Raw genomic sequence first — 13752 nt, 5'->3', positions numbered from 1 at the left:
CCTGCAACAGTTCATGGGGGCGGAGACGTATAGTCCGGGCATGTCGAAGCCCGCTTGGGGCGTGGGGGCGCTTGTCGCCGCCTCGCTCGTGACTCTCGGCGTATCACCCGTTCCAGCACAGACTTCCGGACCGGCGCCGGGGGGATCCACTGCGCCGGTGGCCCCGCAGCCCCTGGAAGGCCCCACGCGGGTGGATTCGCAGGCCGCGGAGAAGTTCGGCGTGCTCTGCCACGTCCGCCCGCGGCTGGACGTGACCATGAGCCTGCAGTTGCCGACGACCGTGAAGGAAGTGCTCGTGCAGGGGGGGCAGGAGGTCGTCGCGGGGCAGTTGCTGCTTCGGGGCGACGACACCGAGGAACTCGCGATCCTCAACCTGCAGAAAGTGCGGGCGGAGAAGGACATTCCCGTCCAGCGGGCCAAGGCCGCGATGGACCTCGCGGAGGTGGAGTACAAGCACCTGCTGGAGATTCGGGACAAGGGCGGATCGGGCCCGCAAGAGGTGGAGCGGGCGCGCCTGACGTTCGAGACGGCCCGGCTGGACTACCTGAACGCCCAGTTGCAGCAGACGCAGGAGGTGCTGCAGGTCGATCGGTTCCAGGCGCGCGTGGACCGCTTCCGGATCACCGCGCCGTTCGACGGGATCGTGGACCGCGTGCTGGCCGACGCCGGACAGAGCGTGCGCGAGACCGACCCGCTGGTGCGCCTGGTGCGCATCGACTCGCTGGTGATGGACGTGGGGGCCGACATCGGCGATGCGCGGACGTGGCGGGTGCAGGTGGGCGACCCGGCGTGGGTGCTGGTCGAGGTGGCCGGGTCCGCGCAGTTGCGGACGGGGAAGGTGACGGAGGTCGCGCCGACGTCGGACCTGGGCAGCCGCACGAGGCGGGTGCGTGTGGAGATCGCGAACCCGAAGGGCGCGGGGCGCTTGCTGTCGGGCGGGCCGGCGTGGGTGCGGTTCGAGGAACCCGACGCGGCGTTGCTCGGATCGCTGCGGGTGCAGGCCGCGGCGGCGAGCCGGTGAGCAACCCTGTGGGGCGGCGCGGGCGGGCCCGCGCGGCGGCGAGGTGATTGGCATGGCACTGACGGACCTGTCGAATCTCAAGGCGCCCGGGTGGCAGCGGGTGGTGTCGGAGCTGACGTCTCCCGCGGCCGACGACCGCGTGTTCCTGCTGCGCCTGCTGGGCGTGCTGGGGCAGGTGTCGGGGGCGCGCCAGGGCGTGCTGTTCACCGTGGGCGGGCAACGCGAGAACGCGCCCGAGTTCGAACCCCGCCCGACGCTCGTCTGGCCCCTCGCCGGCGACGCGGTCGACGCGCAGGGGCGGGTGTCGCGCTCGCTGGACGCGATGTTCGACGCCGGCGCGTTCGACGAGCGCCAGTTGGAGTCCGCGGCGGAGGTGAAGGCGGCGGCGCGCAGCGCGGGCACGACGCGCCAGCCGGCGGTGTTCGCCCTCGAGGGCGACACGCTGATGTACGACGCGTCCGGGCAGCGCGGGAGCGTGATCGCGGCGCCCGTGATGGCGGGCCTGCCCGCCGAGGCCTCGGGCCTGCCCCTGCTGGGCGTCATCACGCTGCTGATCGACTCGCGCTCGCGCCAGGCGCTGCAGACCACGCTGGCGATGGTGGAGGTGCTGACCGGGTATTCGTTCCTGCACGCGGCGAGCCAGGCGCTCCGCCGTGCGCGGGCGTCGGGCGCGTCGCTGGACCTGGCGGCCCGGCTGATCGCGTCGATCAACTCGACCAACGACTTCAAGGGGTGCTGCCTGCAGTTGGTGAACGACCTGAGCCGCCAGTTGTCGGTCGACCGCGTGGCGGTGGGGTGGGTGCACGAGGCGGGGTCGGCGCGCGAGGGGAGTTCGCCCCGGCGCGAGACGCGGTGCGTCGCGCTCTCGGACACCGAGAACCTGGACCGTCGCATGGCGATGGTCCGCAAGATCGAGCACGCGATGGACGAGTGCCTGGACCAGGAGCAGCCGGTGCTGTTCCCGGCGCCCGAGGCCTCGGGAGACGCGGTGCTGTCGCAGGCGGTGACGCACGCGCACCGGGAACTTGCGGCGGAGGACGCGCGCCTGAAGGTCGCGAGCATGCCCCTGCGCGTGGTGGACGCCGAGGGCGAGCGGATCGTCGGCGTGCTGCTCGTCGAGGCGGGGGGCGAGGGCAAGATCGACACGGCGACGGTGGAACTGCTGCAGGCGACGCTCGACCTGGTGGCGCCGGTGCTGGCGGTGCGCCGGAGCGACGACCGCATCCTGGCGGCCCGGGCGTGGGCGTCGGCGAAGCGTGCGGCGGGGTGGGCGGTGGGCCCGACGCACACGGTGTGGAAGGTCGCGGGCGTGCTGGTGATGGCCGCGGTGCTGTTCATGACGTTCTACACGACGACGTACCGGGTGGGCGCGCCGATGCAGTTGCAGCCGCGCGAGCGTCGGACGCTGTCGATGCCGTTCGACGGGACGATCGCGCGGGTGGCGGAGGGGATGGAGCCGGGGCGCGACGTGCGTGCGGGCGAGGTGCTGGTGGAGCTGGACACGCGGGAGATGATCCTGTCGCGTCTGGAGGCCGAGGCGCAGGTGGTGCAGTTCGAGAAGCAGGAGGCGGAGGCGCTGAAGCGCTCGGAGCTGAGCGAGGCATCGCAGGCGCGGGCGAAGGCGGAGCAGGCGCGGGCGCGCCGGGATCTGATGACGTACCAGATAGAGCGCAGCCGCGTGATCTCGCCGATCGACGGGACGATCATCGCGGGGGACCTGCGTCGGAAGATCGGGGCGTCGGCACGGGTGGGCGATGGGCTGCTGGAGGTGGCGGACACGCGCGACATGGTGGTGGTGGCGGAGGTCGACGATCGCGACATCGCGATGATCGGGGTGGGGGGCACGGGGCAGGTGAGCCCGAAGTCGGACCCCTCGCTGGCGATGGACTTCACGGTGGAGGCGGTCGTGCCGCTGGCGCGGGCGAAGGAAGGCGAGAACGTCTTCGAGGTGCGGGGCAAGGTGCAGCAGGGCGCGCTGCCGGCGTGGGCGCTGCCGGGCATGGAAGGCCAGGCGCGGTTCGACACCGAGGAACACTCGCTGGCGTGGATCGCGTCGCGCCGGGTGATCGACACGCTGCGCGTGTGGCTGTGGTGGTGAAGAGAGCGAGGCAGGGAAGAAGCGAGACAGCGAGACAGCGAGACAGGTAAAGAGCGAAAGAGCGAGACAGCGAGGCAGGGAAAGAGCGAAAGAGCGAGGCAGCGAGGCAGGGGAAGAGCGAGACGGCGAGGCAGCGAGGCAGGGGAAGAGCGAGACAGCGCGGCAGGGAAAGAGCGGGCAGGGGTAGCGGCCCGGTTCGCGGTGAGACGACATGAGCGAGCGATCGACATTTTCGCCGTTCTGGCACCGGGTGCGGGCGATGAAGCCCCGCCTGAGGCCGCACGTGCAGATCACGAGGCAGCACTTCCGCGGGCGCCGGTGGCACGTGGTGCACGACCCCTCGTCGAACCAGTTCTACCGGCTGAACAGCGTGGCGCACGAGTTCGTTGGGCTGCTCGACGGACGGCGCACCGTCGAGGCGGTGTGGCAGACCTCGCTCGAGAAGCACGCGGACGACGCGCTGACGCAGAACGAGGTGATCCAGCTCCTCTCGCAGTTGTACGGGAGCAACCTGCTCACGGGCGACGTGACGCCCGAGACCGAGCAACTGCTGCGGCGCGGGCGCGACCGCACGGCGAAGAAGGTGCGTCAGCAGGCCATCGGGCTGATGTACTTCAAGGTGCGCCTGTTCAACCCCGACACCATCCTGTCGTGGCTCGAGCCGATCGTGCGCCCGGCGATCTCGCCCGTGGGCTTCTTGCTGTGGCTCGGGCTGGTCGTGGCGGCGGTGGTCGCGCTGCTCCCGCACTGGGGGCGCCTGGCGAGCGGGATCGACGGCGCCATCGCGCCGGCGAACTGGGGCTGGATGGCGGTCGTGTTCGTGCTGCTCAAGCTCTTCCACGAGCTGGGGCACGGGCTCATCTGCAAGCGCTACGGCGGGCAGGTGCCCGAGTTCGGCGCGATGCTCCTCGTGCTGCTGCCCGCGCCGTACGTCGACGCCTCGGCGGCGTGGGGCTTCACGAGCAAGTGGAAGCGCATCGCCGTCGGCGCGGGGGGCATGCTCTTTGAGCTCTTCGTCGCGGCGATCGCCGCGTTCGTGTGGCTGCGCACCCCCGACGAGAGCCTGCCCCACCAGCTCGCGTACAACGTCATGCTCAGCGCGGGCGTCAGCACCGTGCTCTTCAACGCCAACCCGCTCATGAAGTTCGACGGGTACTACATGCTCAGCGACCTGCTCGAGGTGCCCAACCTCATGCAGCGTTCGAACCAGATGCTCCAGTTCCTGTTCCAGCGCCACGTGTACCGGCTGGAGCAGGCCCAGCCCCCGACGGGCAGCCTCTCCGAGGCCGCCATCCTCGTTGTCTACGGCATCGCGGCGTTCGTGTACCGCATCTTCCTGTTCGTCTCGATCACGCTGTACGTGATGACCAAGCTGTTCGCCATCGGGGTGTTCCTGGCGGCGTGGACGGCGGCGATGTGGTTCATCCTGCCCACCGGGCGCTTCGTCCACTGGCTGGCGACCAGCCCGATGCTCTCCGACTCGCGCCCGCGCGCGATCGCGACGTCGGTTGCGCTGGCCGCCCTGGTGGTGACGGCGGTGGGGGTCATCCCCGCGCCGGACCGTCGCCGCGCCTCGGGCGTGCTGGAGAGCGCGAGCGCCTCGGGCGTGTTCTTCGGGGTCGACGGGTTCGTGCGCGAGGCGCACGTGCGCGGCGGCGATCGCGTCGAGCAGGGCCAGCCCCTCGTGACGCTCGAGAACGCCTCGCTGGACGCGCACTACCGGCTCTCCAAGGCGCAGCTCGCCGAGGTCGAGAGCCGCGGGCGGGCCGCGATGCCCGAGAGCATCGCCGCGGCCCAGGCGGCGGAGGAGTACGCCCGCGCGATCCGCGCGCAGCTCGAGTGGCTGGAAGCGCGCCGGGAGGCGATGATCGTGCGCGCGCCGCACGCGGGCGTCGTCGTGGGCGATGATCCCCGCCTGCTACTGGGCAGCTACGTGCGCGAAGGGGCGGCGTTGTGCGAGGTCGTGGACCTGGCCGACGTGCGCGTGGCGGCGGTGCTCTCGCAGACCGAGGCGTCGTGGGTCCGCGAGGGGCCCCTGAAGGTGGAAGTGCGGACGGTCTCGCGCGTGGACGATGTCGTGCCGGCGCGGACCGAGAAGATCATCGAGGCGGGCACGCGCTCGCTCCCGCACGAGGCGCTCTCGGCCATGGGGGGCGGGGTGATCGCGACGAGCCCGGACGACCAGACGGGGCGGGTCGCGACTTCGCCGGTCTTCCGCGGGTATTTCCGTGCGGTGGACGACGCCGGCGCGGAGCGGGCGGCGCCGATCGGCGTGCCGGGCGAGCGGGTGGTGCTGCGGTTCACGCTGGAGAGCCGCCCGCTGGCGGCGCAGTGGTGGGTGCGTCTGCGTCAGGCGCTGCAGGGGCGTGCGAAGATCTAACGGAGCGCGTGTGACGCAGGTGCTGACCAGGTACAGCGTGCTGTTCGACTCGTTCCGCAGCCGGCGGATGAGGCCGCCGGTGCACAAGGGGGTCGATCTGCTCGCGTCGCGCGTGGGGACGCTGGTGCGTCACGCGCGGTCGCGTGCGTCGTGCCTGCTGCGCGAGGCGCAGGCGACCGACGCGCTCTCGCCGGAGATGCGGGGGATGTCGGAGGGCGCGCTCGACGCGGTGATCGCCGACGTGCGCGAGCGGTTCGTGCGCGGGCGTCAGGACGACGCGTGCGTGCGCCGTGGGCTGGCGTGCGTGCGCGAGGTGGCCCGGCGCGCGACGGGCGAAGAGGCGTACGTCGTGCAGCTCATGGGCGCGCTGGGCCTCTACCACGGGCGGATCATCGAGATGCTGACCGGCGAGGGCAAGACCCTCACCGGCTCGCTCGCGGCGGCGCTCATCGCCTGGCGACGCAAGCGCCTGCACGTCTTCACGGTGAATGACTACCTGGCGGCCCGCGACGCGGAATCTCGCCGCCACATCTACCGACGATGCCTGCTCGAGGTCGGGGCCATCACCCAGGACCTCTCGCCCCCGGAGCGCGCGGGCGTCTACTCGCGGGGCATCGTCTACGGCACGCCCAAGCAGATCGTCGCCGACTGGCTGCGCGATCAGATCAAGCTCGGCCCCACGGGCACGGCGTGGAGCGCACGGCGCCTGACCTCGCTCGTCGGCTCGGGGGGCGAAGGACTGAACCCGCTGGTGCCCGGGCTGCGGGCGGCGCTGGTCGACGAGGCCGACGCCGTGCTGATCGACGAGGGCGTCGTCCCGCTGATCATCGCGCGTTCGCGGCGTGAGGACGACATGGCGAAGGTGTACCGCGAGGCGACGCGCCTGGCGGGCAAGCTCGACGAGCAGGCCGACTACGAGGTCGAGCACGTGCGCCGGCGCGCGACGCTCACGCGCCGCGGGCGCGACCGGCTGCGCGTGCTCACCGACGACCTGCTCGCGCACGGGGGCGAGGCGATCTGGCGGGCGTCGCGCCGGGGCGAAGAGCTCGTGCGCCAGGCGCTGGTCGCGAGCCACTGCTACCTGCACGGGCAGCACTACCAGGTGGTGGACGGCAAGGTGCTCATCGTCGATGAGTACACGGGGCGGTTCCTCCCCGACCGGCAGTGGGAGCACGGCCTGCACCAGGCGGTGGAGGCCAAGGAAGGGCTGGACGTGACGGCCGACCGCGAGACGCTCGCGCGACTCTCGTTCCAGCGGTTCTTCCGCACGTACCCGTTCCTGTGCGGGATGACGGGCACGGCGGCCGACGCGACGAGCGAGATGGAGACGGTGTATGCGCGCCCCGTGACGGTGATCCCGCCGAACCGCCCGGTGGTGCGGACGCGGATGCCCACGCGCGTGTTCCGGACGGTGCGCGACAAGTGGGCCGCCATCGGCGCGTCGATCGAGGACATGCACCGGCGCGGACGCCCGGTGCTGGTGGGGACGCGCTCGATCGCGGCGTCGGAACTGCTGTCGCGCCTGCTGACGGCGCGGGGCCTCCCGCACCAGGTGCTGAACGCGAACTTCGACAAGGAAGAGGCCGAGTTCATCGGGCGGGCGGGCATCGGCGGGTCCGGGGCGGCGATCACCGTCGCGACGAACATGGCCGGACGCGGGACGGACATCAAGCCCGACCGGGCGGCGCTCGAGGCCGGCGGGCTGCACGTGCTGCTCACCGAGATGCACGGGGCCCAGCGCATCGACCGCCAGTTCATCGGGCGCGCCGGGCGCCAGGGCGACCCGGGTTCGTCGCAGGTCTTTGTCTCGCTGGAGGACGAACTCATCACCCGGCACGCGCCGTTCGAGGCGCGCCTGCTGCGGGCGCGGGCGACGGCGGACGAACTGCTCGACACGCGCGTCGCGCTGATGGTCTTCCGTCACGCGCAGCGCCGCAGCGAGGCGCGCGACCGACGCAACCGCGCCAGCGTGCTGCGCCAGGACGACTGGATCGACAAGCATCTGCCCGGGGCGTAGCGCCCAGCGCATACGACCCGTCGCCGAGCCCCCGGCACGGGCTAGCCCAGGATGCGCCCGAGGCGAAGCGCCCGGCGGAGGTCCAGGATCTCGCCGCAGTGCGTGCCGTTGTGGAAGACCATGCGGATCACGAGCTGCGCCGCGGTGAGCGGCGTGCCGCCCCACGACACCACGCGGTCGGGATCTTCCAGCGCGCGCACCGCGGCGGCGTAGCGGGCGATGGCCGCGTCGAAGATCGCGCTGCACCGGGCCAATCGCGGGTAGCGGGCGGGGTCGGCCACGGGCACGGACCCGAACGCGATGGACTCGATGGCGTAGCGCTCGGGGTTTCCCGCGTCGCCGGGCACGAAGTCCGCTGCGGGGAAGGCCTCCAGCCCGTCGAGCATCGCGGCGCAGCGGTGGCAGGTGTGCGCGAGGTGCCCGAGGTTCCAGGCCAGGTGGTTCGGCAGGCCGGGGAACTGCGCGGTGTGGGTTTCGTCGGTGAAGCCCGGAAGGAATCGGACGAGCAGCGCCCGCGACATCTCGATGGCGCCGGCGAGTTCTTCGGATCGGTTCATACGCTCCCCCGCGATGGGCACGTTCGAGGACTTCTATTCCATCCCGCGACTGTACGACATTCTGCACGCGCCCGGCACGATGTCGGACGTGCGCGTGCTGCGCCGCCTGCGCCGTGCGCACGTGCCGCGCCACGAGGGGCCCGACGTGTGGCTGGAGCCCGGCTGCGGCACGGGCCGGTACCTGCGTGCGGCGGCACGCCTCAAGGTGCGCGGGATCGGCTTCGACAGCGAGCCGAAGATGGTCGCGTTCGCCCGCCGCACGGCCCGCGACGCGGGCGTCTGCCAGTCGCAGACCGGGGAGGGCGACGGGGGCGTGCGCATCTTCGCCGCCCGCATGGAGGACTTCGCGTCGGGGCGGCGTCTGCCCCCTGTGACGATGGCGTTCAACCTGATCAACACCATCCGCCACCTGACGAGCGACCGCGCGATGGTCGAGCACCTGCGCAGTGTCGGGGGCGTGCTGCGCCCCGGGGGCGTGTACGTGGTGGGCATCAGCCTGTGCGCGTACGGGCTGGAGAGCATCACCGAGGACGTCTGGAAGGGCTCGCGCGACGGGGTCCGCGTCTCGCAGGTCGTGCAGTACATCCCGCCCGCGGGCGCACGCGGAGAATCGGCCCGCAACGAGCGCGTGATCAGCCATCTCACCGTGCGGACTGGGGTGGGGAAGCGCGTCCGCGAGCGGCACATCGATTCGACGTACGCCCTGCGCGGGTACAACCTCGCGCAGTGGCGGGACGTCGTGTCGCGGGGCGGGCTGCGCGTCGTCGGCGTCACCGACGGCGAAGGCGTGCCGGCGACGCCCCGCGAGCCCGGGTACTACCTCTTCATTCTCGCCCGGGACGGGCAGGATCCGGGGCCTGCACAGAGCGCACGAGGCGCGCGCCGGACTCGGGGTCTTCGAGCACGACCATGACCCGCTGCCCGCGGGCCCGCTCCGCCAGCCCGTCGAACCGGAACCGGCGTGTCGCCTGGTTGCCACGCGGAAGGTCCGGGATCACCGCCTTGATGCGCGGTGCGTTGGGCGCAAAGGCGGTCAGGCGCAGCGAGGCCGCCTGCTCTCCGGCGTTCGACACGATGGCGTCGACGATGAGGTCAGCCCCGACGATGGTGGGCGCGAGTTCCAGGCGCAGCCCGCGCGACCCGATCTCGAACGTGCGACGGACTTCGACCGGGCCGTAGGCCTTCTCGCCCTGCACCTCGACCTCCAGCACCATCTCGCGCGTGCCGGATTCCTCCACGGGGCTGAAGCCGACGCTGAAGGGCACGCGGGCGACCTCGCCGGGGCCGACGTGAAAGCGGAGTTGGCGGGGCGAAATGCGCCAGGATCGGTCGCGCTCGCCCCGCTCGTGCCCGCCGGGCTCCAAGATCGTGATCGAACCCGCGGCTCCGGTCTTCCACGTGCCGCTGATCTCGAACGCGAGGTCCTGGTCGCGCCCGGCGCTGTCGAGCGTGGCGGGGTCGAGGCGCAGCGAGGCGAGGAACCGGCACCAGCCCATGTCCACGCCCTCGATGAAGACGGGGGTGGTGGTGAGGGCGATGCGCACGCCCGAGGGGCGTCGGTCGCCGGCGGATTCGGGCGTCGGGGCACCGCGGGTGTTGCCGTCGAGATCGGTGACCTGCACGGGCCCGGGCCCGAGGTACGACTCCAGCACGGCGCCCGTGTCGACCTCGCTCCACGCGACGAGCGCCCCGGGACGCCCGGACCCCGGCGAGGGCGCGAGCATGATGCAGCGCACGCCCGGGGCGGCGGGGAAATCCCCCGCGTACCGGCGCCCGCGGAGATGGTCGGCCAGCGTCCGCCACGCGGGGATTGTCGGGCGCGGAACGAGCGCGGGGCGGCGCTCGCCGACCCACGAGTACGCATCGGCGAGCGTCATGGTGGGGGGGCGCGTCTCGCCCGCGCCGAGCCAAGCCTCGACGACCTGGCGCGCGAGGTTCGCGACGCCGTCGCGCACCGGCCCGGGCACGGGCTCAAAGACAAGCGTGAGTTCCGGGGCGTCGGCCCGGGCGCGCCAGCCTTCGACCGCGAGGCGCACGCCCTCCGGGGGCATGTCCGGGGGAACGCGGAGCACGACGCCGTCGCAGCCGGAGACGTCCGACCAGTCGCGTTCGAGCCCGCCGCAGAGCGAGAGGCGGGCCGAGGGGATGAACTTGCCCAGCGAGGCGCGGGCGCGCTGGAGGTCGTCGGCGATCGAGGGGTTCCAGAAGTCCGCGTCGTTCGCGGGCAGCCCGAAGCGCCAGCGCGGGACGCGCGGGCCGAGGGTCTCGAAGAGGTCGACGGCGTGCGCCTCCCAGTGCTCGCGGGGCGAGGCGAGCACCGCGAGCGGACGGTCCGCCCCCAGGCGCATCGAGGTCGCGAGCTGGTCGGGCACGACCGAGACGGACAACGAGACGCCCCTTCCGTGCGTGAGCAGCGCGCCCACGCCCTCGAGCAGGGCGCGGGCCCGCTCCGGCGCGAGCTCGGGCGTCAGGTCGGGCGTCCAGACGTCGAGCGTCGCGTGCCCCGCGCCCGCGCGCTGCACGAGTTCCTCCGCGTCGCGCATCGCGGATTCGGGGAGCGACAGCAGGTCGATCGAGAACCGCTCGAGTTCCTCGGGCATCGCCGAGACCGACGCCGAGGCGGGGATCCACGCGAAGTCGGCGGTCGCGCCGTCCACCTCGCGCCCGCCCGAACGCACGCGCGTCCGGGCGCGGTACCACCCCAGGCGCGGCAGCTCGGGCCTCCACGTCGACTTGAACAAACCGGCGCCCGACCGGTGCGTCGAGGTCGCGACCACCGCCCCGGACGCGTCGAGCACCTCGGCGATGATCGTGAGCGCTTCGCCCGTGAGGTCGCGCACCAGCAGGTCGATCTCCGGGCGGTCCGGGCCCGTGAACACGTTGCCGGGAATGCCCGTGGTGATCTCCACGCGCGGCAGCTGCACCACCGACAGGTCGTCGAACCACGCGCTCCCGTCGAAGTCCTGGCTGCGCACGTGGTGCTCGCCGGTCGTCGCGCCCGCCCCGAGCGATTCCGGCTGCAGCAGCAGCAGTTCCAGCTGCAGCCACGCCGCCCCGCTCGCGCGGCCGACCGCCTCGAACTCCACGCGTGTCCATTGGTCGGGCGCCACCACCGGGGCCGAGCGATAGGTCTCGCCGGGGATCGCCCGTCGCTGGGCGTCGAGGAACCGGGCCTCGATCACCGCGCGTGCGTGGCGCAGGCCCTGCGTCCGGACGTACGCGCCGATGCGGTAGTCGGCGTTGGGAAAGACGGGGATCGCCCCCGGCGCGAGCACCAGCGACGTCGAACCCCCGCGTGTGGGCAGCTCGACCGCGCCCTGCCCCGCGTACGCGAGCGTTCCCTCGCGCCCGTACGCGACGCGCGCCCGGTTCCACGGCGGGAACCCGGGGCGGCGGACCCCGCTCGGGTCGTCCTGGTCGCGGTACCACAGGTCGGGCACCTCGCCGGGGTTCGTCTCGCGTTCTTCGAAGTCGAAGATGCGGACGATGCGCCCCGACGCCGAAGGGCGGGCGACCTCTTGCGCGACGCTGCTCGCGGCGCCGGCGATCACCGAGCAAACACCGGCCAGGAACTCGACACGCCGCGCCCGCATGCGTTCAGTATCGGCCCCGGGGGCGGGGGAACTCGACCGGCCGTCACTCCGGGGCCTCAGCGCGCGCGTCCCGTGCGGACGGCGATGTGCCTCGCCGCCATCTGCAGGGCGCCCCAGGCGACGCCGGCGTACAGGGCGGTGTAGAGCGCCAGGAGGAACACGAAGCCCAGGGCCGGCACGTCACCGATGCCGTAGAAATCGAAGTCCCAGCGTGCCAAGGAGAACTTCCGGGACCACTCGAACTCGGCCAGCCCGGTGAGCGAGACGGCGGTCATGCCGACGGGGTTGGGGAACATCGCGATGCTGATCATGGTGTCCGCGCGTCCGATGCCGGCGCTGGCGATGCCGACGACGAGCGGCAGGGCCGCCCACACGCCGACCCAGAGCGCGAAGTTCGCCGCCGCGGCTCGCACGCTCTTGGGGAGCACGGTGGAGAACAGCACGCCCGTCGCCGTCACGCCCAGCAGGGGGGGAATCACGGCGAAGGCCAGGAAGACGATGGTGAGCGGGTGCACGCGGAAGAGCAGCGTCATGAGCACGAAGTGTGCGGTGAGCGTGCCCAGCACCAGCCAGGCCTTGCGGAGCGACCCCAGGAACTTCTGCGTGACGATCTCCCACGCCGAGAGGGGCGACGCCAGCAGCGCTTCCCACGTGCGGCTCTCGCGCTCGCCGGCGATGAGCGCCGACGACGAGAAGATGCCCAGCAGCACCAGCATCAGCGTGCCCAGCGTGCCGACGGGCATCTGCACCGCCTGCTCGCCCAGATTGTCCCACCCCACCCGCCAGTACACGAAGAGCAGCAGCACCGACAGGAACCCGATCGCCAGCAGCCGCTGCACGCTCGATCGGAACAGCGGCTGGCGGAACTCGCGCCAGAACACCGGATGGTCCCCCACCTCGCGGCTCCATCCACGCACCCGCACGGCTTCATGCGGGCGGGTCGGTGGCGAGGCCGCCCCCGTTTGCAGCGTCCACGCGCCGCCCGCCGGCCCCGGCAGCGGGGGCGGCTGCGCGCCCGGACGCGCCGTCCGTGAGGGCGCCGGCGCGGGGATCGGGGCCCCGCCGTCGCTCTCGGCTCGCAGCACGCGGCGCAGCCGGAACGTGGACGCGAAGAACAGCACCGCCGACCCGGCGAGCCCGAACGCGGTGCCCGCCAGCCATCCGGCGCGCGTCGTCCACGCCGGCAGCATCCCGGGGCGCAGTTCCTGGTACAGCATCGACATGCCGACGACGGGCGTCGAGAAGAGGTACGCCCCGGGGCCGACCGCGCCGCTCAGTCGGCGTAGCACGCCCTCGATGATCGGAGCGAGCAGGGGGCCCGTGCCCGGGACGCACCCCGAGAGCAGCCGCGCCGCGACTCCTGCGGGCAGATCGATCGAAGTGACGCCCCACAGCAGCAGCGGGCCGGCGCCCAGAGACACGAAGAACAGCACCAGCGCCGTGCCCGCCGCGGCGGGGGCGCGCTTCGCCCCGATCGACACGTACAAGGCGATGTTCGCCGCGAGCAACGCCGTCGCGATGGTAACGCACTGGCTGCCGAGCACGAACTCCGCCGTCACCCCGCCGAACAGGCGCAGCGCCAGCAGCACGGGGGCCGAGACGAGCGCGAGGATCACCAGTTGCGTGCACGTGGAGGCGAGCTTGCCCAGCACGATCTGCCAGGCGCGCAGCGGCGTGGTGAGCAGCGTGCCGAGGGTGCCCGCGCGCTTCTCGTCGCAGATGCTCGGGGCGGCGAAGATGATGGCGGCGAGCGCGAGCGCGAAGAACTGGAACCATGCGGCCCCGAACGCGATGCTCGGCGCGACGCCCTGGATCTGCTGCAGGCGGGCCGTCGTGCTGCCGCCGCCCCACGGGCGCATGCTCACGAACGTCAGCGCGACGATCGCGAGCAGCGCGCCCGTGTACAACGCGCGGATGGCGTACGTGCCCCCACGGCGTCCGGCCATCCACATCTCCTTGTGGAAGATCGGGCCGGGGATCGCCCACGCCAGGTACGACGGGTGCAGCGCCGCGAACAGGCGGGCCCCGCGCGACCGACGTGGCACAGCCGCGGGCGGCGCGGGCGCGGTCGGGGCCTGCGTCATGG

8 protein-coding genes are annotated in these 13752 nt (G+C 72.5%); 5 read left to right on the top strand and 3 right to left on the bottom strand.

Translation table 11 applies throughout. The annotated features are described in order from the left end of the window. Positions 1 to 157: 157 nt before the first annotated feature. The 4 genes from SFY69_03515 (at position 158) to SFY69_03500 (ending at position 7516) form a co-directional block, all read left to right on the top strand. On the top strand, positions 158 to 1021 hold the full coding sequence (locus tag SFY69_03515; GenBank protein MDX2131105.1) for an efflux RND transporter periplasmic adaptor subunit: 864 nt from the start codon (positions 158 to 160) through the stop codon (positions 1019 to 1021). A 52-nt stretch (positions 1022 to 1073) separates the two neighbouring features. Beyond that, complete coding sequence (locus tag SFY69_03510) at positions 1074 to 3119, top strand: HlyD family efflux transporter periplasmic adaptor subunit (protein ID MDX2131104.1); 2046 nt, start codon at positions 1074 to 1076, stop codon at positions 3117 to 3119. Between the two features lie 211 nt (positions 3120 to 3330). Further along, positions 3331 to 5499: a PqqD family peptide modification chaperone gene (locus SFY69_03505; GenBank protein MDX2131103.1), complete on the top strand. Its 2169-nt coding sequence runs from the start codon at positions 3331 to 3333 to the stop codon at positions 5497 to 5499. A gap of 10 nt (positions 5500 to 5509) precedes the next feature. Beyond that, entirely contained in the window at positions 5510 to 7516 is a 2007-nt protein-coding gene (locus tag SFY69_03500) for a hypothetical protein (GenBank protein MDX2131102.1), read from the top strand. A gap of 41 nt (positions 7517 to 7557) precedes the next feature. On the opposite strand, the gene SFY69_03495 is transcribed toward SFY69_03500, so the two are convergent. Further along, positions 7558 to 8073 carry a DinB family protein gene (locus SFY69_03495; GenBank protein MDX2131101.1) on the bottom strand — a complete coding sequence of 172 codons (516 nt, stop codon included), beginning with the start codon at positions 8071 to 8073 and terminating at the stop codon, positions 7558 to 7560. A 13-nt stretch (positions 8074 to 8086) separates the two neighbouring features. Here SFY69_03495 and SFY69_03490 point away from each other — a divergent pair, with 13 nt between their 5' ends. Beyond that, complete coding sequence (locus SFY69_03490; protein ID MDX2131100.1) at positions 8087 to 8986, top strand: class I SAM-dependent methyltransferase; 900 nt, start codon at positions 8087 to 8089, stop codon at positions 8984 to 8986. On the opposite strand, the gene SFY69_03485 is transcribed toward SFY69_03490, so the two are convergent. Both SFY69_03485 and SFY69_03480 read right to left on the bottom strand, forming a co-directional pair. Continuing rightward, complete coding sequence (locus tag SFY69_03485; GenBank protein ID MDX2131099.1) at positions 8898 to 11666, bottom strand: hypothetical protein; 2769 nt, start codon at positions 11664 to 11666, stop codon at positions 8898 to 8900. The two genes, SFY69_03490 and SFY69_03485, sit on opposite strands and share 89 nt — an antisense overlap. 56 nt (positions 11667 to 11722) lie before the next feature. Then, on the bottom strand, positions 11723 to 13750 hold the full coding sequence (locus tag SFY69_03480; GenBank protein ID MDX2131098.1) for an ABC transporter permease subunit: 2028 nt from the start codon (positions 13748 to 13750) through the stop codon (positions 11723 to 11725). Positions 13751 to 13752: the final 2 nt, after the last annotated feature.

The organism is Planctomycetota bacterium, assembly GCA_033763975.1.
Classification (GTDB): Bacteria; Planctomycetota; Phycisphaerae; order Phycisphaerales; family UBA1924; genus RI-211.
Note: the sequence above shows the minus strand (reverse complement) of the source record. Positions and strands in the feature narration are given on the sequence as shown.

Bases quoted from the DNA above. Each gene is read 5' to 3' on its own strand.
- SFY69_03510 (MDX2131104.1), top strand. From the start codon at position 1,074: ATGGCACTGACGGACCTGTCGAATCTCAAGGCGCCCGGGTGGCAGCGG.
- SFY69_03505 (MDX2131103.1), top strand. From the start codon at position 3,331: ATGAGCGAGCGATCGACATTTTCGCCGTTCTGGCACCGGGTGCGGGCG.
- SFY69_03495 (MDX2131101.1), bottom strand. From the start codon at position 8,073: ATGAACCGATCCGAAGAACTCGCCGGCGCCATCGAGATGTCGCGGGCG.
- SFY69_03490 (MDX2131100.1), top strand. From the start codon at position 8,087: ATGGGCACGTTCGAGGACTTCTATTCCATCCCGCGACTGTACGACATT.
- SFY69_03485 (MDX2131099.1), bottom strand. From the start codon at position 11,666: ATGCGGGCGCGGCGTGTCGAGTTCCTGGCCGGTGTTTGCTCGGTGATC.
- SFY69_03480 (MDX2131098.1), bottom strand. From the start codon at position 13,750: ATGACGCAGGCCCCGACCGCGCCCGCGCCGCCCGCGGCTGTGCCACGT.